The sequence below is a fragment of the Bordetella genomosp. 6 genome, assembly GCF_002119705.1.
In the GTDB taxonomy this organism is placed as follows: Bacteria; Pseudomonadota; Gammaproteobacteria; order Burkholderiales; family Burkholderiaceae_B; genus Bordetella; species Bordetella bronchiseptica_F.
In genome coordinates this window covers 4,601,774-4,623,950 of the sequence record NZ_CP021107.1, presented here as the reverse complement: position 1 = coordinate 4,623,950, position 22,177 = coordinate 4,601,774, and the positions used below count along the sequence as shown (strand labels likewise).

General features: G+C 60.9%; 20 protein-coding genes, 1 tRNA gene and 1 pseudogene. 6 read left to right on the top strand and 16 right to left on the bottom strand.

The annotated features are described in order from the left end of the window. Nucleotides 1-68 precede the first annotated feature (68 nt). Nucleotides 69-974: a LysR family transcriptional regulator gene (locus CAL11_RS21765; RefSeq protein WP_086094241.1), complete on the top strand. Its 906-nt coding sequence runs from the start codon at nt 69-71 to the stop codon at nt 972-974. A gap of 25 nt (nt 975-999) precedes the next feature. On the opposite strand, the gene CAL11_RS21760 is transcribed toward CAL11_RS21765, so the two are convergent. The 9 genes from CAL11_RS21760 to CAL11_RS21735 form a co-directional block, all read right to left on the bottom strand. Continuing rightward, the gene (locus CAL11_RS21760; protein ID WP_086094240.1) at nt 1,000-1,974 is read right to left on the bottom strand and encodes a Bug family tripartite tricarboxylate transporter substrate binding protein; all 975 of its coding nucleotides are present in this window, start codon (nt 1,972-1,974) and stop codon (nt 1,000-1,002) included. A 10-nt stretch (nt 1,975-1,984) separates the two neighbouring features. Beyond that, entirely contained in the window at nt 1,985-3,571 is a 1,587-nt protein-coding gene (gene betC, locus CAL11_RS21755) for a choline-sulfatase (RefSeq protein WP_086094239.1), read from the bottom strand. A gap of 7 nt (nt 3,572-3,578) precedes the next feature. Then, nucleotides 3,579-4,607 carry a Bug family tripartite tricarboxylate transporter substrate binding protein gene (locus tag CAL11_RS21750; RefSeq protein ID WP_244172873.1) on the bottom strand — a complete coding sequence of 343 codons (1,029 nt, stop codon included), beginning with the start codon at nt 4,605-4,607 and terminating at the stop codon, nt 3,579-3,581. Nucleotides 4,608-4,759: 152 nt separating this feature from the next. Further along, on the bottom strand, nt 4,760-5,992 hold the full coding sequence (locus tag CAL11_RS21745; protein WP_086094237.1) for a glycosyltransferase: 1,233 nt from the start codon (nt 5,990-5,992) through the stop codon (nt 4,760-4,762). After that, nucleotides 5,989-6,570 (bottom strand): TetR/AcrR family transcriptional regulator, encoded by a 582-nt coding sequence (locus tag CAL11_RS21740; RefSeq protein ID WP_244172872.1) that lies wholly within the window; start codon nt 6,568-6,570, stop codon nt 5,989-5,991. The genes CAL11_RS21745 and CAL11_RS21740 overlap by 4 nt, the downstream gene beginning before the upstream one ends. Before the next feature lie 689 nt (nt 6,571-7,259). Further along, the gene (locus CAL11_RS24450) at nt 7,260-8,420 is read right to left on the bottom strand and encodes a PIN-like domain-containing protein (protein ID WP_157668872.1); all 1,161 of its coding nucleotides are present in this window, start codon (nt 8,418-8,420) and stop codon (nt 7,260-7,262) included. Between the two features lie 189 nt (nt 8,421-8,609). After that, nucleotides 8,610-9,197 (bottom strand): Swt1 family HEPN domain-containing protein, encoded by a 588-nt coding sequence (locus CAL11_RS24445; protein ID WP_157668871.1) that lies wholly within the window; start codon nt 9,195-9,197, stop codon nt 8,610-8,612. Continuing rightward, nucleotides 9,194-9,838, bottom strand: a complete 645-nt coding sequence (locus tag CAL11_RS24440) for a DUF5343 domain-containing protein (protein ID WP_157668870.1) — start codon at nt 9,836-9,838, stop codon at nt 9,194-9,196. Before CAL11_RS24440 ends, CAL11_RS24445 begins: the two co-directional genes overlap by 4 nt. A gap of 176 nt (nt 9,839-10,014) precedes the next feature. After that, nucleotides 10,015-10,248 (bottom strand): antitoxin VbhA family protein, encoded by a 234-nt coding sequence (locus CAL11_RS21735; protein ID WP_086094235.1) that lies wholly within the window; start codon nt 10,246-10,248, stop codon nt 10,015-10,017. Between the two features lie 1,166 nt (nt 10,249-11,414). Between CAL11_RS21735 and CAL11_RS21725 the strand changes: the two genes are divergently transcribed. From CAL11_RS21725 to CAL11_RS21710, 4 genes are all read left to right on the top strand, one after another. Further along, entirely contained in the window at nt 11,415-11,840 is a 426-nt protein-coding gene (locus CAL11_RS21725) for a serine/threonine protein phosphatase (protein ID WP_086094657.1), read from the top strand. A 575-nt stretch (nt 11,841-12,415) separates the two neighbouring features. Then, nucleotides 12,416-13,279: a hypothetical protein gene (locus CAL11_RS21720; protein ID WP_086094234.1), complete on the top strand. Its 864-nt coding sequence runs from the start codon at nt 12,416-12,418 to the stop codon at nt 13,277-13,279. A gap of 2 nt (nt 13,280-13,281) precedes the next feature. Then, entirely contained in the window at nt 13,282-15,489 is a 2,208-nt protein-coding gene (locus CAL11_RS21715; RefSeq protein ID WP_157668869.1) for a UvrD-helicase domain-containing protein, read from the top strand. A 267-nt stretch (nt 15,490-15,756) separates the two neighbouring features. After that, complete coding sequence (locus CAL11_RS21710) at nt 15,757-16,326, top strand: GIY-YIG nuclease family protein (protein WP_086094232.1); 570 nt, start codon at nt 15,757-15,759, stop codon at nt 16,324-16,326. A 191-nt stretch (nt 16,327-16,517) separates the two neighbouring features. Here the strand turns inward: CAL11_RS21710 and CAL11_RS21705 are convergent, their stop codons facing one another. From CAL11_RS21705 to CAL11_RS21695, 3 genes and pseudogenes are all read right to left on the bottom strand, one after another. Next, nucleotides 16,518-16,874, bottom strand: coding sequence for a hypothetical protein (locus tag CAL11_RS21705; RefSeq protein ID WP_086094231.1), 357 nt, complete (start codon nt 16,872-16,874; stop codon nt 16,518-16,520). Between the two features lie 62 nt (nt 16,875-16,936). After that, nucleotides 16,937-17,266: pseudogene (locus tag CAL11_RS21700) on the bottom strand (integrase); the annotation flags it as partial. A gap of 134 nt (nt 17,267-17,400) precedes the next feature. After that, a tRNA-Leu gene (locus CAL11_RS21695) sits at nt 17,401-17,485 on the bottom strand. 161 nt (nt 17,486-17,646) lie between these two features. Between CAL11_RS21695 and htpG the strand changes: the two genes are divergently transcribed. After that, the gene (gene htpG / locus CAL11_RS21690; RefSeq protein WP_086094229.1) at nt 17,647-19,554 is read left to right on the top strand and encodes a molecular chaperone HtpG; all 1,908 of its coding nucleotides are present in this window, start codon (nt 17,647-17,649) and stop codon (nt 19,552-19,554) included. Nucleotides 19,555-19,689: 135 nt separating this feature from the next. On the opposite strand, the gene CAL11_RS21685 is transcribed toward htpG, so the two are convergent. The 4 genes from CAL11_RS21685 to CAL11_RS21670 all read right to left on the bottom strand — a co-directional run bounded on the left by CAL11_RS21685 (nt 19,690) and on the right by CAL11_RS21670 (nt 22,105). Next, nucleotides 19,690-20,310 carry a glutathione S-transferase family protein gene (locus CAL11_RS21685; RefSeq protein ID WP_086094228.1) on the bottom strand — a complete coding sequence of 207 codons (621 nt, stop codon included), beginning with the start codon at nt 20,308-20,310 and terminating at the stop codon, nt 19,690-19,692. 31 nt (nt 20,311-20,341) lie between these two features. Continuing rightward, on the bottom strand, nt 20,342-20,923 hold the full coding sequence (ampD, locus tag CAL11_RS21680) for a 1,6-anhydro-N-acetylmuramyl-L-alanine amidase AmpD (protein WP_086094227.1): 582 nt from the start codon (nt 20,921-20,923) through the stop codon (nt 20,342-20,344). An 86-nt stretch (nt 20,924-21,009) separates the two neighbouring features. Beyond that, nucleotides 21,010-21,261 (bottom strand): PP0621 family protein, encoded by a 252-nt coding sequence (locus CAL11_RS21675; RefSeq protein WP_033462967.1) that lies wholly within the window; start codon nt 21,259-21,261, stop codon nt 21,010-21,012. A 1-nt stretch (nt 21,262) separates the two neighbouring features. Next, the gene (locus CAL11_RS21670; protein WP_033462965.1) at nt 21,263-22,105 is read right to left on the bottom strand and encodes a cytochrome C assembly family protein; all 843 of its coding nucleotides are present in this window, start codon (nt 22,103-22,105) and stop codon (nt 21,263-21,265) included. Nucleotides 22,106-22,177 lie beyond the last annotated feature (72 nt).

Genomic DNA, 22,177 nt, shown 5'->3' with positions numbered 1-22,177 from the left:
ATGGGCCGCGGCGGCGTAACTTGATACGATGCGGACTGACCTCTCCATGTTCGCCAACCCCCCGGGCTATGGAACTTCGCCAGCTGCGCTACTTCGTCGAGACCGCCCACCGCCGCAGCATCACCAAGGCGGCGTCGGCGCTGCACATCGTGCAGCCGGCCCTGACGGCGCAGATCAAGGCGCTTGAAGACGAACTGGGTATCCTGCTGCTGGAGCGCTCGGCGCGCGGCGTCAGCCTCACGGTCGAAGGCGAGGCCGTGCTGCGCGACGCCGTCGCCGTGCTGCGGGCGGTGGACGACCTGAAGCGGCGCCATGCCGTGGCGGCCCGTTCCGGCCGTGCGGTGAAGATCGGCATCCCCAACGGCATGACCCGGACCTTCGCCGGGCAGTTGATCGAACGCGCCCGGCAGCAATGCAGCTTCGATATCGAGCTCATCGAGGGCATGTCGGGCCACCTGCTCGAATGGCTGAAGTCCGGGCGCCTGGATATCGCCGTGCTGTTCGCCAGCCAGCCGCTCAGGCAGCTGGAGGTGCGCAGGCTGACGGCGGACTCGATCGACCTGGTCGGCCCGCCGGACGCGCTGGACGCCCAGCGCCCGGTCGCATTCCGCGACCTGGCGCAGTACCCGCTGATCCTGCCCAATGCCAAGCATGGCCTGACGCGCCACATCCAGGCCCAGGCGCGCGTGCTGGGCGTCGAGCTGCGCCACCATACGACCCTGGACTCGATCGCCGAGATCAAGCACCTGGTGTCGCAAGGCGTGGGATACACCCTGCTGGCGCCCATGGTGTACCGGCTGGAAATGGAACAGGGGCTACTGTCGGCAACCCCGGTCCGCGATCCGGCGCTTACCCGCGAGCTGGTGACGGCCACCCGGCGCCTGCACGAAGCCGGCGACGACATCGCCCAGGTGCGCGCACTGGTGCACGAGATCTGCGGCAGCCGGCCAGACCCCGTCGCCGCGCCCGGCTAGCAGGCGCGGCTGCGCGCATGCCGTGTCAGGCGGCCGTGACCCCCGCGCGGCGTACCGTGCCCTGCCAGAGATCGGCCTCCGTGGACAGGCGCTGCTGAAAGGCTTCGCGTCCCTCGGGCACCACCATCAGGCCCATGGCTTCCAGCCGTTCGGCGATACCCGGTTCGCGCGCCGCGCGCAGCACCGCCTGTTCCAGCCTGGCGATGCGCGAAGGCTCGGTGCCGCTGTGCGCCACCACGCCGATCCAGCCCATGCCCGACAGCTTGCTCAAGCCCAGTTCGGTCATGCTGGGCACGTCGGGCAGCAGGGGCGAACGCTTGTCGCCCAGCGTCGCCAGCGCGCGCACCTTGCCGCCGCGCACCGAAGCCACTTGCGCGAACAGATTGTCCATCGCCGCGTCGACCCGGCCGCTGACCAGGTCGGGCATGAGCGCGGCGCTGCCCTTGTAGGGCACCGGCACCACGCGCACGTTCAGCTCCTGCCCGATCAACAGGCTGACCAGGTGCGGCACGGTGCCGATGCCGGGCGAGCCGATCGTGATCGTGTCCGGCTTGGCCTGGGCCGCCTCGAACAATTGCTGCGGCGTGCGGAAGGGCGAATCGGCCGGCACCACCAGCACGTTGGGATTGAGCGCCACCAGGCCGACCGCCTGCGTATCGCGCAGCGGCTGGTAGCTGAGCTGCGGGTACAGGGCCGGGTTGACCACCAGGGGCGGCACCGCCAGCAGCAGCGTATAGCCGTCGGGCGCCGCCCTGATGGCGGCTTCCGTGCCGATGTTGGTCGCGCCGCCGGGGCGGTTGACGATCACCACCGGCTGGCCGAGCTGCTCGCCCATGGACGTCGCGATGGCGCGCGCCACCGAATCGGTGGCGCCGCCCGGCGGGTACGGCACGATCCACTGCAGCGCGCGGTCGGGAAACTGCGCGGCCCGCGCCGGCAGGCCCAGCCCGATACCCGCGGCGCCCGCCAGCATGCCTTGCAGCAAGGTTCGTCGATGCATGGTGTTCTCCCTATTCGGGCTGATTGGACCGCGCGGGGCGCGGATGTTGGGGCGCCACCGGCGCGACCGGCGGATAGCGCAACTTGCCCTTGACCAGCGCCGGGCTCGACTGCGCGCCGGCCCGCACATACTGGCGGCTGGCGTCGGTAAAAGGCTGATAGTCCCAGGCGGGGAAGTCGCCCTTCAGGCGGCTTTGCTGCACCAGGCGGCGTCGCGCCTGGCTATGCAGGATGTTCTGGTGCAGGCCGGCGGCATCCCATTTCGCTTGCACCAGCGCGGTCAGCTGCTGCTCGATGTCGAGCGCGGCGGGCTGGCCGGCCAGGTTGCGCAGCTCGTGCGGATCGTCCTGCAAATTGAAGAGCTGCGGCGGGTCGCCCTCCGCGACCACCAGTTTCCACCAGCCCTGCCGCACCGTCAGGCAGGGCGCGTGCGCCCCTTCGCCGTTCATTTCGCCATAGACCACGCCCGTGGGCTCATCCTGCTGCGCGCCCAGCCCCCCGGCCAGCGAGCGGCCATCCGGCGGGCTGGCCCCGTCGTCCGGCGCCGTCACGCCGGCCAGCTCGAGCATGGTCGGGAAGATATCCACCAGCGACGCCAGTTCGTGGCGCACCGCCGGCCGGGTGCGCCCCGGCGCCGAAATCAGCAGCGGAATGCGCACGGCCGGGTCGAAGTGCACCCACTTGTACCAGAGGCCGCGCTCGCCCAGCATATCGCCGTGGTCGGCGGTGAACACCACCACGGTCGACTCGTCCAGGTCCATGGCTTGCAGCGCGTCCAGCAGGCGGCCCACCTGCGCGTCCACATAGCTCACCATGGCGTAGTAGGCATGGCGCGCGGCGCGCACATGCTCGTCGCCCACGTCGTACTCGTCCTGGCGGAACATGTACCACAGGCGCTGGCTGTGCGGATCCTGCTGTTCGAACGGGATCGGCGGCACCGCGGGCATGTCGATGTCCTCGGGCCGGTACAGATCGAGAAACTCGCGCGTCGACACATACGGGTTGTGCGGATGCGTCATCGACACCGCCAGGAAGAACGGCCGGTCGCGGTGCAGCCGGCCCAGGTCATAGATCTTCTGCACGCCGCGATACACCACATCGTCGTCGTAATCGATCTGCATGCTGCGGCGGCATTCGCCCGCCTCGATCACGCTGCGCATATTCATGCCGGTGGGCGCGATGGGAATCTCCTCGCGCCAATCCGGCGTCCAGCCGAAGTCCGACGGATAGATATCCGTCGTCAGCCGCTCCTGGAAGCCGTGATGCTGCTCCGGGCCCACGAAATGCATCTTGCCCGACAGAATCGTCGAATAGCCCGCCAGCGCCAGATGGTGCAGGAAAGTCGGCACCTCGGCCGAGAACTCCGAGGCGTTGTCGTACACCCCCACCGAACTCGGCAGCCGGCCCGTCAGCATCGCCACGCGCGACGGCGCGCACAGCGGGAAATTGCAGTACATATTGGCAAAGCGCGTCGAGCGCGCCGCCAGGCGGTCCAGATTGGGCGTCTGGCATACCTTGTTGCCGTACATGCGCAACGCGAAAGCCGTCAACTGGTCGGCCATCAGGAACAGGAAATTGGGTTGCTTGGTCTGCGGCATGTCGCTCTCAACGTTGGGGGGCCGGCTGGATGCTGGCCAGCAGGGTCGACCACTGCGCGCCCTCGCGCGCGATGCGCTCGCGCACCGCCGCCGCATCGGCGTAGAAGGGATCGATACCCGCGGCGTGCAAGCGCTCCACGACCGCCGGGCTGCGCAGCGCCTGCGACAGGCCGGCCGACAGCTTGTCGGCCACGCCGGGCGGCACGCCCTCGGGCGCCATCAAGGCCAGCCACGACGCGCCCGTGAACCCCGGCAAACCCAGCTCGGACAAAGGCTTCAGGTCCGGCAGCAGCACCTGCGGGCGGGCCGACGTCAGCCCCAGCGCGCGCAGCGAGCCGGCGCGTATGTGCGGCAACACTCCCGGGATGAGCGCCACGATGCAATCGATATTGCCGGCCAGCAGATCCTGCACCGCGGGGCTCAGCCCCTTGTACGGCACATGCGTCAGCTGCACCCCGAAATCGCGCTTGAGCTGCTCCGCGTACAAATGGCCCGCCGTCGCATTGCCGCCCGAACCCGCGGTCAGGTTATTGCGGCGGCCATACTCCAGAAAATCCGCCACCGACTTGATCGGCGAACGCGCATTGACCACCAGCACGCTCGACAACTCGCCCACCATCCCGACCGGCGCCAGCGTCCGCACCCCTTGGGTGGCGTCCTTGCCATAGAAGTACGGATTCACCGTCAGGATCGAATCCAGCGCCAGCAGCACCGTGCCGCCATCGGGCTGGCTGCGGGAGACTTCCTCGGCGCCGATATTGCCGCCGGCGCCGCCCTTGTTCGACACCACCACCGGCGTGCCCAGCTGCTGCCCGAGCTCCTGCCCGACCACGCGCCCCGCGATATCCACCGGGCCGCCCGGCACGAACGGCACCACCAGGTTCAGCTGCCGCTGCGTCAAGGCATCCGCCCGCGCCAACCCCGCCAGGGGCAGCGTGCCCAGCAGCGCGGCGGCGCCATGCAGCCACCGGCGCCGCGCCGCATCGGGCGCGTCCGCGCGCAGGACTGGCGTCTCGCCACCAGGCTTTTTCTCCATTGCCGCCTCCATTTATCGTTATGCGTCCGGCATGACCGGCAACTGATCGTAATCGCGTGGCGGCGGGCGGCGGTAATAGGAAAGGATGAGGCGAGCGATCAGAAAAAGTGATGACTGACGGGCGCACGGCGACGCGCCAGGCCGGGTAAGGGCTACCGGTTTGAACCGTGCCGGATAAGCAGCGACTCGATTTCCCTGATCGCCGTCGCTGTGCCGTCTTCCCGCGACATCGCCTGCGCCAGGGCCGCGGCGCTGGACCGCGTGGCCGGCAACCTGGCGAACCCGACGGCCGCCCTGATCGCATCGGCGTCGGGCTGCCGGGTCGAAACCGGCGCATCGGCCACGCCCAGGCGCGCCAGTTGATGCGCCCAGAAAAACTGGTCCCCCGCGAAAGGCAGCACCACGGAAGGCACGCCGGCGCGGCATGCCGAATGCGCCGTGCCGCTGCCGCCGTGGTGCATCACCAGCGACGTGCGCGGAAACAGCCAGCCATGCGGCGTATTGCCGATCACCAGGCAATCCCGCGGCAAGCGCACATCCGGCAAGCCCGACCAGCCCGGATGAAACAGCACACGCTCCCCCTCCAGGCCAGCGAACACCGCGCGCAGTAAGGCCTCCCGGTCAAAGCCCGTCATGCTGCCGAACCCCACATAGACAGGCGGCTCGCCCGCCTTCAGAAAATCCTCCAGTTCGGCCGGGGGCGACCAGGCATCGTCGGCCGGCTCCAGCCACTGCCCGCACAGCCTGGCGTTCTCCGGCCAATCGGCAGGCGGCGGGAGCAAAGCGGGGGACACCCCATAAAGCATCGGATGCCCGGTCCACAGCCGGTGGCGCGGCCCCTGGTCCAGCACCTGCCGCCGCGCCCGGTTGACCGACTTCCGGAACGACAGCCACAGCAACCAATTCACCAGATGATGGCTGGCCCTGTTCAGGGCGGACGGCAGCTTGCCCGCGGGCAGAAACGGCGACGCAAACGCGCTCGTCGGCGAAATCGGGATCATCCCCGCGCCGATCGCCGGCATGCCAAACCGGTCCGCGATCGACAGCCCCACGAACGCAGCCAGCCCGGAAACAATAATCCCATCGCAGCCCGCCGCCGCCTCGGCGGCCTGCCGCATCCAGCGCTCCGCCTGGGCATTGGCGATACTGGACAAAGCCGCCACCGTCGCGTTCACCCCCTTGCCCTGCGACACCAGGTCCGCCAGGCTCTCCTGGATATCCCCGCTCAATGCCGCATGCGGCACGGCAAGGCGCCGGGCGCTGGCCAGCGTATTCCCATCGGCCAGCAACAAGGCCTCGTGCCCAGCGTCCATCAATGCGCGGCACAACGCCGCAAGCGGACGCGTATCCCCCTCCGTGCCATACGTAAGAACCAGCAGCCTCACGACCCGCTCCCCTTCATCGCGTCACGCGCAGCACACCCCTGCAAAAACAGACCCAACGCGCACGAGAACTCCGCATCCAGCGACAGCGCAGGGTCGGCAAGCCAGCGCATCAACGCACCCAGATACAAGTGATGAAACATCGTCGCCAGATACGGCGCCGGCAGATCGGCGCGGATGCCGCCCGACGCCTGGCTATTGCCGATCATCCGCGCATAAAGCGCCAACAGACCATCGCCGCCATGCGCCGCCTCCGGCGACTGCATATCGAGAAAACAGAACCGCAGATACGCCGGCAGCAAATCCCGATGCGCGGCACACCACCGCGCGGACAACCCCAACAACTGCGCCGCGCCCGCCGCGAACTCCTCGCTCGCCAGCGCAGCCAGCGGCAGACTCCCCAAATCGCGCGCCAACTCCTGATGGACCCAGGCCGCCAGGATGTGATCCTTTGTCGGGAAATGGTTGTAGAGCGTCCCCCGCGCCACATCCGCCGCCTGCGCCACCCGCTCCATCGTGACGGCCTCGTAGCCATCCTGCCGGAACAGCTGCCCGGCGACGGTCGTGATGGCGTCGCGCACGTTCTGGCGCTTGCGGGCTCGCAGGCCTGGAGGAGGAGGCATAGGGTTTGGTTTTGAATTGAACGTTGATCAAAATTGTACTGTGTTCAATTTTTTAGTCAATGAGGGCTGGCCGGTGTTTGGGTGGGACGGCGATTGGCCGTTGGGAGGGGGAAGGGGCAGGCAGGAATTTCCTTGAAGGGGCTCTAAGGAAATTGCGGGCACAAGCAGGCGAGGGGGGAAGACGTAGCGCCGGGAGACTTGTGGGGCTTGATGGGCATCATGGGCCAGGTTTTATTCTGGGGTCATGATTTTCTTGATGGGCTGGCGCGATGTGGGTGTGCTTTAGGGCAATCGTGGGTGTACTGAGATCGGAGTTGGATCGGAGCGTGTTGGGGTGGGGAATTTTGAGTTGGTGATTTACTGTGTTTCTACAGGGAAATGGGGCGAATTCTAGTGTAGGTTGAAATGGGTAAAAACAGTTTCAAATCAGTAGGTTAGAGCATTTTAAGTGAATTGGTGAAAACTGGTCACTGTACCTGTACTGTACCGGATTTTCGGTACAGTAGTTGGGTGATTAGAACTATCCGTAGCTGTCGATCCAAAGCGATGCAAAAGCCATTTCAGTACGAACATGGAGCACCATTTCAGACTTGGTAGGGCGAAGGCCACCAATCTGGGTGCAGCGCAAGTCCTAAATGAGAGGTTTGTCATCGCTTTTCTGGTAAGCGAATTTTTGTAGACTTTGACCCGTCACTTCGCTGATGCTGGAAAATTTCGACAGCACCATTGTCCGCGAGTTTATTGAGCCGAGCATATGAGTGATTGATCTCGTAGTTTTGGCTACCAAGATAATTCACGACAAAATACCTCAATCCAACAGACCCATCCTCGGATGGATGTGATTCGAGAAACTCAGAAAGTTCAATAATTAGCTGCGTCTCGGATATAACAAGGTGATTGGGAGTGTTAATAGTAGTGTTATGTGACGTAGGTGAATCTACTTTTGATTCTTCGCTAATTTGAATGATCTCTGCGATGGCATCCTTGTTGACTTCAGTGTTATCAGCAGCAGCGACCTGTTCCATGAATTTGTCAACGGTATACATCCAGAATTTTCTGGAAGTTTCGTTTGCAAATTCTTCTATCAGCTCTGGTCGTGGTCCAATAGTTCTACCTGATTGTTCTAGCCACCAATCCTCTTTTCTATCATCCGTTATAAATATGATGGGGCGTGAGGAGATTTTGGATTTCTGGATAAGTTGGTGCCAAATAATCAAATCGCCAAATTTTCTATATGGATCCACCGTGGATTGTTTCTTACCATCTTTATACCCCGGAGGAATTTCTCTTTCATATCTTGAATCTCCTTCCTTAATTATTAAATCCAAATCACCTGTACTTAGGCTATTCCCGACTTTTTCATTGAACACATTTGCAACAAAATCAAGAATCTCATCGTTGCTTAAGCGGGCTAAAAGTTCATCTCTCTGAAATTCAAGTTGCGATATCAGCTTGGGCGAAAGTTCACTTAGACTTTGGAGCTCTTCACCGGCTAGAAATGGATGCTTTCGAGTGTCGGTAAGAATGGCAGTGATTTCTTTGAGCTTGGTTATTGCTTTTGTGTATTCTTCTGCTTGCCCGGCAGTAACATTTAGACGATGGTTGAAAAATTCTCGCGCTGCTTGATGTGGAAGAAATAACTGGTCAGCGATAGATTCCAAACTCCGCTCTAGGGCTTGACGAGTATTTGGCGAGTAACGGTAAAGATGGAGAATTACATTTGCATCTACCGCAAATAAGCACTCTCCCCACAAGGCTTTGAATTCCTCATCAGTAAGCCGAAAATGACTTGAGAACGTTTTTTTCATGGCTATTTTTATGAGAATGGATAGGTTGATAGCTTGGCTTGGAATTATTAAATCAAGCAAAGGTCGTGTTTTTTTAGAGGCTTTATCTTGGGTTTGGTATACATGATATCCAATCAATGGATTCGAGAGAGGTTGTATATGGATTTTGAGAAATCCATTCGTTAGATAGTCAAGCCTTAGATCAGAGACTTAACCAATCATTCTGAACCAATCTTTTACTGCCAACTTTAGCCTGTCCTCTTCATCTTCTTGTATCGGGCAGCAGTGTGCAATTGGGCCTCGGATTAGGTTTAGGTTTGCCATTACGCGCTCGACGGCACGCTTGCTTTTCAACGTTGGCTCGAAAAGGTCCCAATTAGACGTGATTACAACCGACAACTGACCGAACGTGGTGTAATCAATCATATTCTCTGATCGCGGCGTAACGCTGTTGTCACGCTCGCGTCTAATAAGCGAAGCAACGTCATTTTTAATATCTTGGGGTATACGCACACTATCCCACCAAGTCTGACCTTCGGCTTCCTCAAGAGTCTCTGTTATCAACTTTCGGATAGCCTGCTCAAGACAGTAAAAAACTTCGTAGTTTTCAGACATATCCGCCGCCTCTTGGCGGACGGTCTGTTCGAACTGCGGATAATACGCTACTGCACTGGCTACTTCAGTCTTCGGTGCGTGTCCTAGCTCAATTCCGAATGCTTTTTCAATCTGACGAAGATCTTCGCATATCAACAACCCGGACATGCCAAATGAGCGAATCGAGTCATCAATTCGATTCATTCTGAACTCCTAAGAAGATGTTCTTTTAGTGCCTTGAAAATCGCATTGAAAACGGCAGGATCAGATGTTGCAGGTAAGTTCAGATTTATTGTGTACCCTATATTTAAACCGACTCCGTGCGCGTATGGATTCAAGTTAGTTGTCAGGTCCGGTTTTGAGGTTGACAGGGGATCTGGTTCTATTTGGCTATTCTCTATTATGTCTTCGGTGGCGACCTGATCCCATTTGGCAAACTTTCTTAGTTGTTTTATGCAAGATAATATCAATGGTACTGCTGCCGAATCTTGTCCTGCACCTGTCTCCTCGAAGATTAATCCTTTAATCTCTTCATCTGCGAGTTTATGCATGTACTCATTGCGTGTGTAAAGTGGTGCGTATCCAACCTTCAAGGCTTGGGCTGCCGCCCATCCTTCTGTAGCAGAATTTCTAAATTTTTTATATAGAGCTGTTGGCGACCCATCTGCTGCCGCGAAACCAATTTTTTTTAGGTACGCAGTCATCTGATTTCCCGACCCCCCTTTGATACCTAAGATGGTTTTCACGAAGTCCTGGCTGACAGCTTCCGGTGTGGCTGCGGCTTTGATCCCTTTAAGAGCTTTTTCAATATTTCCCACAGCTGTAACGTAGGGCAATGTTGCCATTTGTCTTCCTTCTTTGGAGTGAATGCTGAAAACTCGAAATTGGTAAGATTTGCACTAAAGGCGCGAAATGGGAGTGCTGCATTAATTATCGTAGTACCACACTACCTCAGCTCGACTTGTAATACGAACCGGCGATAGCCTATCCTGCACTAGTTCCCAAATCCTAAATTTCTTCGTCATGACGAAGACTTGGGGAGCGTTAACGCGTCAGCGCGCGGTTGCACAAACTCTTGCAGGCTGATCTGACCATCGACGAAACGCTGAGCGTGGGCCTCATCTGCTTCACTGAGCGAGAAACCTTCTAGACCGACAGAGGCCCGCGCATAGTTAACTGCCGATTGCCGGCGGCTGCGTTCGGTATCCGATATGGTTTTGTGGGGCTGTTGCCTGCATTTACCCTTGCCAGCCATGGTGTCTCCTTGCCGTAGGTAACTCGATCTTACAAGAAGTATGGGTAATTTGGTTTAGGTACGCGCAGCCACAGAGGTGGTGCGCTGAGTGTCTTGTTTTACCTGCTATGGACGCCAATATCGGCTGCGTACTAGCCGTAGTTTCCAAAGAGGCTTTGCCTCTCTGGACTCTCCACCCTCGCCGGCGGGAGCCTCGGGAGCAGGGGGTGCGGGCCCTTGGCCCGGAACTCCTGCCCCCGGGCATAGCGTGGGGCGCTCCTGCCGCGTCAAGGGGCCGTGTCCTCGCCCTGTGGGCTGCGGGCCGCACCAACCCCTTGACCCGTCATCCGCTTGATAGCACCGCTACTGACGCCGTTTGGCCGGAAGAGGCGTCAAGGGCGGGACCGGAAGCCGCAGCCCGAAGCGCAGCGCAGGGAACGGGTGAGGATCCCGGGCGAAGCCTTCACCCTTGATGCCTCTGGAAGCCATGCAGCCTGTCGGCCGGGGGCAGGAACAAGGCGAAGCCGCTGGGCCTGCCCCCGCGGCCAGTCCGGCAAGAGCGGACGCGGGATGCAACCGAAGGGGTTGCCCAAGCGTAGCGCGGAGATATGTGCGGTCATAAATGAAAGGGCCTCGCTGATGGCGAGGCCGTTGCGGACGCAACATGCACATCGCTTACCGTTGACGAAGCCGCCCGTTGCCGGTCCCCAGTTCTTGCCCATGTTCTGCAAGACGTGTTGCCGATAGGCTGGGTTCCACATGGTGTTGCCTGCGATCACGTGGTTGGTTCGGCCAGCAGTAACCATCATGCCCGACTGCATATCGCGGCGCGTCGTCTTAGGATTCACCACGTTGCCAATGCCCTGCGCCATGCTCCTGAATGTCACAGCGTCAAAGGCGATGCCGCCATCCAGCCTCGCCCCTAAACCACTCGTTTTCTCTGCGCGAAGAAGATGATCAAGGCAAGAACGATGACCTACACAAACGAACTGATGGGATTGTCCGTGGTTTGGTGGGCTTGAAGTCGCGTTGGCTGCCGTCAAGTTCTCACCAGAAAAGGACAGATTGTTTTCCGTAGGGGACCTTGCAGACCGAGGCCCTGAATCGGCCGATGTTCTGAAATGGTGGAGCGCGCGTGGTTTCATGCGATCTGTGGGAATCCCGACCTGATGACGTGGCGACGGGCGATGGGCAATCCGATTCCGGACGTTGATCATCGCGTCCACGGCGGTGGGTGGTTGGATGCTTGCGTTGTTGGTGTTCGTGAACGCATTGCGGCCTGCTTGAGCGCCTTGCCGCTGGCTATCGGGGTGGAAACGCCAAGTGGCGTGGTCGGTATGGTTCACGCCGACTTTCCCTATGACGATTGGCAGGCCATTCATGGCGCTACTTTCAGCCCGGAGGACGAGGAGGCCTGTCTATGGTCTGTAGACCGCTATCGAATGCAGTATTCCCAGCCTGTCCGCAATGTACGTGCGGTAGTCCATGGACATATGACGCTGCGCAAGCCTGCACAGCTTGGCAACGTTTACTACATCGATACAGGTGGATGGCAGGATGCGGGGAGGTTTACGTTGCTGGACTTGCATACGCTTAAGTCGTGGCCGCGCTAATTCCAATCTGCGACCTCTGGAATACATGGCGCAGCCTTTAAAGGCCCGACAACCGGGCTGATCAGAGAAGTGATCTGAAAGGGCAAAAGAAAAGGTTCATCGCCGATTTCCGGGGTGCTTCTCGCATGACGTTTTCGAGATTGCGCAGTAGTAGCCAGCGCGGGGACCTGATGACCTTGCGCGGCACGCGTTCGGCGTGTAGGCGGGGATGATTCGCTCAGTGAGACGTAAGGCCGAGTTCGGCCAAAAGCGGAAATTCAGCAGGGAAGCCCTGTGGCTGCTCCACAGCGGTTGCGGTCGGTAGTCGCTGATACCCCTCGCGTCTGGTGCAAAGCGGTCATCGAACCGGGCAACGCGCTGCCGCCCGAATGGCGACTGTATGAGGTTCTGCAGCCGATGATTTTTCACGCGCAGCGCGTCGAGCTACGCCAGCGACTGCTTCTTTGCTGTTCGGTCTCACCTCAGCACAGTATTTACTCAACGTTCGGTCTTGCGCCCAGGCTGCAAGATTGGGGTGCTGTCATGTAACATTTAATCTGTGGGGCGCATTGTTGACAGATTCAGAGACAAGATATATGACTGGCTTTTTCGCGCAGATCGAAGACACGGACGAGGTGCGCCAAGGCGACATCATCCGCAAGCTCAACCCCAAGACAGGGGAAACAGAGAAGCTCGGAATCGTGATCACTGCCGATTGCGATATAGCCCAAAGGAAAGCCGGCGAACGCTACACCTGGCTAGAGATCGTGCCCATGGCAGCCTATATCGAAGGACCCTGGGCGCAGGAGCAGTTGCGCAAGCTCGCCGAGAGACGATCAAAGACGATATGCGACCATCTCAATGGCCAGATCCGCAAACGGCAACCTGACCTTACGGCACTAACACGTGAGTCATTGGTGCAATGGCTGCGCAGCAAGACTCCCAAAGAAATCCTGGTGAGCGCTACTGGCGAGGAGCCTGCCGCAGGTGGCAAGCCGCTACGTGATCTCCAGGGCTTCGCGCTCACGGTGAGCACCGACGAAACCCAGAGCGCTTTCAGTCGTTTGAAAGCGGCCTGGACGCTCTTTGGCATCGAAGAGAAGACCCAGCAGGAAAACGTGCGAAGTGCCTTCAAGGACGGGGGCGGTTTCCAGGACTATTTTGTGCTTCCGGAACTGCCCCGACAGACCGGTCTCGGTTTTGTGGTGATGCTGCGCTCAATGTGGACCATTATGGCCCCCGACCTGTATCTCACCGAGCAGGACGCGCGCATTCATGACCGCCCGGACGCTTTCCATCGTCTGGGGCGCCTCAACGACGGTATCCGCTTCTCAATCACTCAAAAGCTTGCCTTCCTGTTCTCCCGCATCGGCATGCCTGAGACCTTCGAAAGCGCCTGCGAAACAGCGGGCGAACTCATGGTTGAAGAATTTTTTAAGAAAATAGTGCAAAAGGCATGACCATGACGACGACCGTATCCGCCCTTGTCATCGACAAAAAGGCCATCAGCATCCTGGATCGGGCATTTGTTGAGGATGCCTGGTTGCAGAAATTCGAGGTGCCGCAGAACACCGACGGCCTGCGCCGTGTGGAGTTGAAGGACATTGTCTACTTGTTATCCGAGCATGCCGACCTGGATGATGGCTACTTGGTCATCAACACTGTCGTATTCGCCCCTACGGCCGGGCTTAACAAGCCAAGTACAGCCTTCGAGCGGGTGATCCGCGTGGCATTGCGCCACTTCGACCGCAGCATTGCGATTCCCATCCAATGGCAGCCGTATCACACTGGCTCGCGGCTTTCGGTTTTCGCGCAACCCTCCCGAGAATCCCGTCAACGGGTCTATTTCGACCAATCGCCGGATGGCACTGGCAATCTCTACGCGTTTGCGGTCACTGACAACCCAGAAGATCTGGACGGAGTGCCGGAAGACAATGCGCTGTATCAGCGCGCGATAGAAGGCATCTACGATGCCCTGCTGGCAGACCCTCCGGCCTCTCCCCCCGTCGGCAACTTCGGTGTATTGCTGTCGGAGCCCCTCGTCCGGCTGGCGAGTGCAGGAACATTGCAAGATTGGTACGAGCAGCGGCTGAACCGCGAACAACGCATATTTGTCGATCAGCCGCATGATCGGCCTGTGCGACTACGTGGTGCCGCCGGCACCGGCAAGACGCAATCGATGGTGGTGAAATGCTTGCGCGATTTGTACGCTGACGCGGACGGCGACAAAACTTTCGCATTCCTGACGCACAGCTCGGCATTGGCTCATACAGTTGTGCGAGGCATGCTCCATGCACTGGACCCCACGGAGCGCTGGACCTCGTTGAAGACGCCCTTTGAGCAACCCAGGCTGTGGATCGGCACCATCTATGAACTGGCGCAAGAGAAGCTGGGCTACGAGAAAAAGGGCCTTAGCCCCTTATCGCTGGACGGACGTGATGGACGCGAGTACCAGCGGATCCTCATCGAGCAGGCCATCGATCAGGTTGTGAAGGATCCTCGTATCGTGCTGGATCTGTTTCCCTGCTGTCGGGAGTTTGAGGAGCGCCTTAAGAATCGCGCCAAAGACGCCTCGCTCATTGACGAACTAATGAACGAGTTTGCCTGTGTGCTTGACCTCGAGTCCATTAAAAAGGATACCCCCGAGGCCAACCGCTACGTGCGTGGCTCTAGGGAACCCTGGCAGATGATCCTGCCAAGCGAAGCCGACCGTCGCGTGGTTCTGGAAATTCACGATATCTACCGTGCGCTGCTGAGGGCGCAGAAGATGCTGGGTATGGACCAGATGGTTGCTGACTTCGACCGATACCTCGGCACGCACGAATGGGGAGCTCTGCGCGAGCGCGACGGCTTTGATTTGGTATTCGTCGATGAGTACCACTATTTCACCCGCGCCGAGGCTATGTTGCTTCACAACATCTTCAAGACGCGGGCTCAGGTCGGTGGCCGCTGGCCCTTGCTCATGGCCTACGACATCAAGCAAGGCACTAACGACGTTGCTATCAGTGGCGGGATGGAAAAGTTTCGTAATCCGGGTGTCGGTGAGTCCGTATTGACCGAGCTCAAGCAAGTCTATCGCTCGACTCCCCAGATCACGGCGTTCCTACGCGACCTCGACGCTTCTTTTCCTGCCATGGACCTTGAGGGCGAGTACGCAACTTACGTGGCCGAGTCGCAGCAGGAGCCGGGCGAAACCCCGACCCTGACCGTATACGACACCGACATTAAGTTGGTCGATAGAGTCTTCGAGCAGGCCGCCCAGATAGTGCGCGACATCGATGGTGGCGGCAGCCAGGTGGCGGTGTTGTGCCTAAACGAAGCTCTGTTCGATAAGATCCGTTCTGCTGGTCGGGTTCAGGACAAATTCGTCCCAATCACCACGCGCGATGACATTAAGGAACTGCGCTACGCTAAGAGAAAATGCGTCTTTAGCATGCCAGAGTTTGTGGCCGGACTGCAGTTTCACACTGTGATCCTTATTCACGCAGATAGTGCGGACTACGACGAAGACCAAGGTCTAGGCACACGCCGGCGGTATGTGTCGCGTGTCTACCTCGGTGCCAGCCGGGCTGCACGCAACATACTGGTGGCGAGCTCCAAGGAGCACGGAGGGCCCTGCCGATTGTTGGACGTACCGCTGGCTAATCTCACCCTGCGGAGCGTCCCCTGACCCCAATCTCGCTGCGGCAAATCGACATCAAGGCCTGTCGCGACATCCTCGGACTATGTCAGGGACCCTAGGCACGAGTCACGGTCAAGACGCAGACTACGGTGATCCGCTCAGGGGCTCCGCTGTGGCGAAGATCCTTTAGCTCAAGCATGGGCCTTCGGCGATGGGAAGTTGGGCATCTGCGGCGGCATCGATGGCTACGCTGTTGAGCACCTTTGCAGCTTCGCTGATCCGGCGGCCGGTTACATCAAGTGTTAGCCATCAATCATGAATCCTTATTACATTTATGCACTGAAAGATCCGCGCACAACACCTGCTGTGCCGTTCTACGTTGGGAAGGGGACAGGAGTTCGGGCGTGGGAGCACACGCTTAAGGTGGACAATACCCGTAAGGGTAAAAGAATTGCAGAGATCAATGCTGCTGGACTCGATGTTGTCACCACCGTTCTTGCGGATGACTTGACGGAACACCAAGCCCTAAAACTTGAAGCGGAGCTAATTTCTGCTTTTGGTACCGAATCTACCGGTGGGACTTTGACCAATTCGGTCATTCCAGGCGGGCCAATCAAGAAGATCAGAAAGGGCTTGGTGATTCCTTCCGGATCGGTAGAAAAGGCTCAAATTGGTCTAGAGCTTATCAAGTCATCGATTCTTGAATTAGCCCGTGCCAATCCGGGAGGTATCCTGAACTCAGACGCTGCAAAAGCACTTGGGCTTCAAAGCGATTACCTTGGTGGCTCTAAGGATTACTTAAGCTGGAGCGTACTTGGCGTGCTTATGCGAGAGGGGAAGATGGTTCGCGTTGAGCCTAGACGACACAAGGCGACAACTAAATGACGGCTAACAATTCATTCAAGCTGACAGCTCGACTTAACACAATCGTTGAACGAAATCTCCTGTCAAGCCGCCAATGACGGCAATGGGTCGTTCTGCGACCCCTCAACCAACCCGCAGATCGGCGTAGAGCAAAAGAAAGGCCCTTCCTCATAGGTGAAAGGCCTTTCGTTTTAGAACTGACTCAGCGTGGTTTATCCGCGCTTGAACAGGCGCTCGTGCATCCATCCATCGTTGGTCAGGATGACGGCCGCCTTACCCTGGATATCTCCCTGGGTCTGTTCCGCAAAATTCTTGTAATTGGCACGCATGCCTTCCGATTTGGCCCAGTCATCTGCACCTTCTACCTTGTAGCGGTAGTTCACCTGCGACAGCTTTACGCCCATCATGTCGCTGGGTTCAGTGAAGTTGCTCACTTCCACAACGGTGTACTTGCCGGTGCAGAAGGCATCTTGTCCAGCCATCGTGTTGGCACCATTGGCGATGAGGAATTTCTTGCCGGTGTCAGTGACTTGGTACTCGGTGGCCGGCTCCATCTTGTTGCCGAACATGGCTTTGACTGCGGTGTCCCGCTTTGTCAGCAGCCCGGCATCGACCAGCGCGTCGGCGCGCTTCTTGCTCTGACCGCGGCGTTCAGAGCGGCCAGCGAGTACTTGCCAAGATGCTGGATGATGACTTGAGCTTTCTTGTGTTCGCCGGCTTGGGTGGAGGCCCGCTTGGTGGGTGTGACTTCTTTGAGGTAGCGGGTCAGTGCCGCTGCGACGGTCATGCGCTCGGCGGGTGCGCGCTGGATATATACGCCGCGTACCATTTCGTCTTCGGTACGGCGCGCCCAGTCTTCGGCATCCCGCTTGGTGCGGAACGTCTTGGCCGTGGCCGGCCAGCCAGTCTTGCGAATTAGGGCTTTCCAAGTGCCCGAGGACGTCTTAACAATCGTAGCCATGAGTACTCCGTATGGGGCTAGCGCCGCATCACTGTACCGAAACTGTACCTGACCACAATTTTAGGAAAATCCCCCGGTGCGGGGCTTGTACTGCGAAATCTTCTAATGGCTTGAATTAGCAGAAGATTTGGAGATGGTGCCCGGGGCCGGAATCGAACCGGCACGCCTTGCGGCGGGGGATTTTGAGTCCCCTGCGTCTACCAATTTCACCACCCGGGCACGGGGGAACGGGCTTCGAGCGAAGGCCGTCTGGAAGGAAGGTTGCGATTATATGCGGTCTTGAAAATCTTCGCTTGTGCCCTCATGTGTAGGGGCACGCCCGGGGCCGCTGCCGTGCGCCGGCCCGCGATTGTTCATTCTTTGACCAGTTACGTACCACGATGAGCCAGACCACCACGAATTCCGCATCCGAAACCCTGGGGTTCCAGGCCGAGGTGAAGCAGCTGCTGCACCTGATGATTCACTCTCTCTACAGCAACAAGGAGATCTTCCTGCGCGAGCTGGTGTCGAACGCGTCGGACGCGTGTGACAAGCTGCGCTTCGAGGCGATCGACCAGCCGGCCTTGCTGGAAGGCGACGGGGAGCTGGCGATCCGGGTGGATTACGACAAGGCCGCCCGCACGATCACGATTTCCGATAACGGTATCGGTCTGTCGCGCGACGAGGCGGTGGCCAACCTGGGCACGATTGCCCGGTCGGGCACGCGCGAGTTTTTCTCGCAGCTGACGGGCGACAAGCAGAAGGACGCGCAGCTGATCGGCCAGTTCGGGGTGGGGTTCTATGCCTCGTTCATCGTGGCCGACAAGGTGACGGTGCTGAGCCGCCGCGCCGGGCTGGCGGCCAATGAGGCGATCCGCTGGGAGTCGGACGGGCAGGGCGAGTTCAGCATCGCGCCGGCCGAGAAGGCCGGCCGCGGCACGGACGTGACGCTGCATTTGCGCGCCGACGAGGACGAGTTGCTCAATGGCTGGAAGCTGCGCGAGATTCTGCGCCGTTATTCGGACCATATTTCGCTGCCGGTCCGCATGGCCAAGGAGGATTGGGACGCGGAGAAGGGCGAGCAGGTCAAGGGCGATGAGCTGGAGACGGTGAACCAGGCGAATGCGCTGTGGACGCGCAACAAATCGGATATCACCGACGAGCAGTATCGCGAGTTCTACAAGACGGTGTCGCACGATTATGACGATCCGCTGGCGTGGACGCATAACCGGGTGGAGGGCCGCAGCGAGTATACGCAGCTGCTGTACGTGCCCAAGCACGCGCCGTTCGATATGTGGGACCGCGACGCACGCCGCGGGGTGAAGCTGTATGTGAAGCGGGTGTTCATCATGGACGACGCGGAGCAGTTGCTGCCGTCGTATCTGCGTTTCGTGCGCGGGGTGATCGATTCGGCGGATCTACCGCTGAACGTGTCGCGCGAGATCCTGCAGGAGAGCCGCGACGTGCGGGCGATCCGCGAGGGTTCGGCCAAGCGGGTGCTGTCGCTGCTGGAGGACATGGCGGAGAACAAGGCGGAGGATTACGCGACGTTCTGGACGGAGTTCGGCCAGGTGCTGAAGGAAGGCACGGGCGAGGACGCGGCCAACCGCGAGCGCATCGCCAAGCTGCTGCGCTTTGCGTCGACGCACGACGGCGGGCAGGCGCAGACGGTGTCGTTCGCCGACTATGTGGGCCGCATGAAGGACGGTCAGGACAAGATTTACTACGTGACGGCGGATACCTTCACGGCGGCGGCGAATAGTCCGCATCTGGAGATTTTCCGGAAGAAGGGCATCGAGGTGCTGCTGCTGTCGGATCGGGTGGACGAGTGGATGCTGTCCTATCTGCGCGAGTTCGACGGCAAGTCGCTGGTGTCGGTGGCCAAGGGCGGCCTGGACCTGGCCGAGTTGGCGGACGAGGAAGAGAAGAAGCGCCAGTCCGAGGTGGCCGAGACGTTCAAGCCGCTGGTCGAGCGTCTGCAGCAGGCGCTGGCCGAGCAGGTGAAGGAGGTGCGGGTGACGCAGCGCCTGGTGGATTCCCCGGCTTGCGTGGTGGTGGGCCAGAACGAGCTCAGCCCGCATTTGCTGCGCATGCTGAAGGCGGCCGGCCAAGAGGCGCCGGAGGTCAAGCCGGTGCTGGAAATCAACCCGGACCACGCGCTGATCGCGCGGATTCGCGATGCCGGCGAGGCGGAGTTCGGCGATTGGGCCGCGCTGCTGCTGGACCAGGCGCTGCTGGCCGAAGGCGCGCAGATCGCCGACCCGGCGGCCTTCGTGAAGCGCTTGAACGGGCTGTTGCTGAAGGCTTGAGGGGTTTTCGATGTGCGACGTGCCTGTCCCAGCGGGGGCAGGTACCCTGTGCCGCAGGTGCCAGTCCCCGTTCGGGGTAGGCACGCGGAGGAGTCGGTCGGTGCCAGTCCCCGTTCGGGGACAGGCACCGAAGTATTAGGTTAGCGGCAGCGTCAGGATGCCCTGGGTGGCGGGGCGCATCATGAGGCGGCGGTACCAGGCCGCGATGTGGGGCGTGGCGGGGCGTTCGATGGGCAGGCCCAGCCAGCGGTGCGCGGCGCAGCCCAGCGCGATGTCGCCCATGCTGAATTGCGGGCCGGCGATGAAGTCGCGCCCGGCCAGGGCGTTCTCCAGCATCAGGGCGGCCTTGCCGGCCTGGCGGGCCGAGGCTTCGATGGCGGCGGTGTCGCGCTGTTCGGCCGGGGTGCGCACCAGGCCCAGGAAGGCGGCCAGCATGCTGGGCTGCCATTCGGTGGTCTGCCAATCCATCCAGCGGTCGGCGTCGGCGCGTAGGCACGGGTCGGCGGGGCTGATCGCGCCGTCGCCGTAGCGCGCGCCCAGGTAGCGCACGATGGCGTTGGATTCCCACAGGATGAAGCCGCCGTCGTCGATCAGCGGCACCTTGCGGTTGGGGTTCATGCGGATGTATTCGGGGGTGTCCAGCCCGCCGAACTGGCCGCCGGCCTCGATGAAGGTGTGCGGCAGCGCCAGTTCGCGCACGGCCCACATGACTTTTTGCACGTTGACCGAACTCAGCCGGCCCCAGATCTTCAGCATGTCGAAACCCCTGTCTTGATTGTCGGTACCGCTATACGGGCGGCAGGTTGCGCCGCGGAAAGCCGCTTTCGCGGCCGAACCGCACCCAGTTGAAGGCGCGCCCCGGGTCGGTCTTGCGGCCCGGGGCGATGTGTTCGTGGCCGCGCGCGTCGGCCAGCGGGTAGCGCGCGCGCAGCACCTGCGCCAGGCGCGCCAGCGTGGCGTACTGGGCATCGGCGTAGGGCAGGATGTCGGTGCCTTCCAGTTCGATGCCGATCGAGAAGTCGTTGCAGTTGGCGCGGCCCTTGAAGCTGGATACGCCGGCATGCCAGGCGCGCGACTCGGTGGCGGCGAACTGGATGACGGCGCCGTCGCGGCGGATGAAGAAATGGGCCGAGACGTGCAGGCCGCGCAGGCGCTCCAGCCACGGGTCGGCGCTGTAGTCCAGCCGGTTCAGGAACAGGTCCGCGACGTACGGGCCGCCGAACTGGTTGGGCGGCAGGCTGATGTTGTGGATGACCAGCAGGCTGATCTGCGTGCCCGCGGGGCGGGCATTGACGTTGGGCGAGGGGGCGCGGGTGACCGCGGGCCCGGGGATCAGCCAGCCGTGGCGGTCCAGTAGCAGTCGTTGCATGATGGGGTCAGGCTTGTTGCGGGTGACCCTGCATTATGCAGGATGGGGCCGGATCCTCCAGCCCGCCGGGATGCCGCGGCCGCCGTTCAGCCGCGATCGGCGCCGCGGCGGGCGTGGTCGCTGCTGCACCAGGTCTGGCCGCCCAGCAGCACGGCCTCGGCGCGCGGCAGGTGCACGCCGCAATGGGCGCAGCGCACCATGGGCTGGCTGGCGGCGTCCGGGGCGGGACGGGGGGGCTCGGCGCGCGGCGCGCGCTTGCCGGCGGCGCGGGCGCCGGCCAGGCGCGCGATGAACAGCACGGCCAGAATGACGACGAACCAGAAGATCAGCTTGCCCACTTCAACCTCGATGCAGAATGACTTCCAGCACGAACCGGCTGCCGGTGTAGGCCAGGATCAGGAACGCGAAGCCGGTCAGGGTCCAGCGCAGCGCGACGCGGCCGCGCCAGCCGCGGATGTGGCGGCCCAGCAGCAGCACGCCGAAGGTGGCCCAGGACAGCAGCGTGAAGATGGTCTTGTGGTCGAACGGCAGGAATTTGCCGGTCAGGGTGATGGAGGCGACCGAGCCGGAGCCCACCGCCAGGGTCAGGACCGCGAAGCCGATCCAGATGACGCGAAACAGCAGGCGCTCCTGCACCAGCAGCGGCGGCTGGGCATCCAGCACGCGGCCGACGATGCTGCGCTCGGCCGGCGCGTCCAGCGGACGGTGCAGGTGGCGATCGAGCAGGGCCATCAGCATGGCGTGCAGGGCGGCGATGGTGATCAGGCCGTAGGCGGCCAGCGCGATCAGCAGGTGGGCGCGCAACCAGGGGTTGTTGGCATGGGGCACCAGCTGGGCCTGCGGGAACAGCGCGGCTATTGCGGTTACGATAGCGGCTGCCGGCAGCAACAGCAGCTGCAGGCCGTCGATGCGGATCAGCAGGCTTTCCAGCCAGAACACGACCAGGCCCAGCCATACGGCGGCCGACAGGGCCAGCGCCCAGCCGATGTACAGGTGTTGCGTCCCCAGCATGGCTTGCTGCAGGGCCACGCCGTGCAGGACCAGCGCGCCCAGCAGGCCGGTTCGGGTTAGCTTGCTTGCTTGATCCACGCTGCCGCGGCCTTGCAGGCGTCGCCACAGCGACCCTGCGAGTACCGCATAAGCCAGCGCGGCCACGGCGTGAAATACAATGCCTGATGACATAAAAACCGTTGTCTGGATGGGGCCATGGGCGCTTGTCGCCCGCCGGCGGCTAGCTGCGCCCAGGCGGCCTCG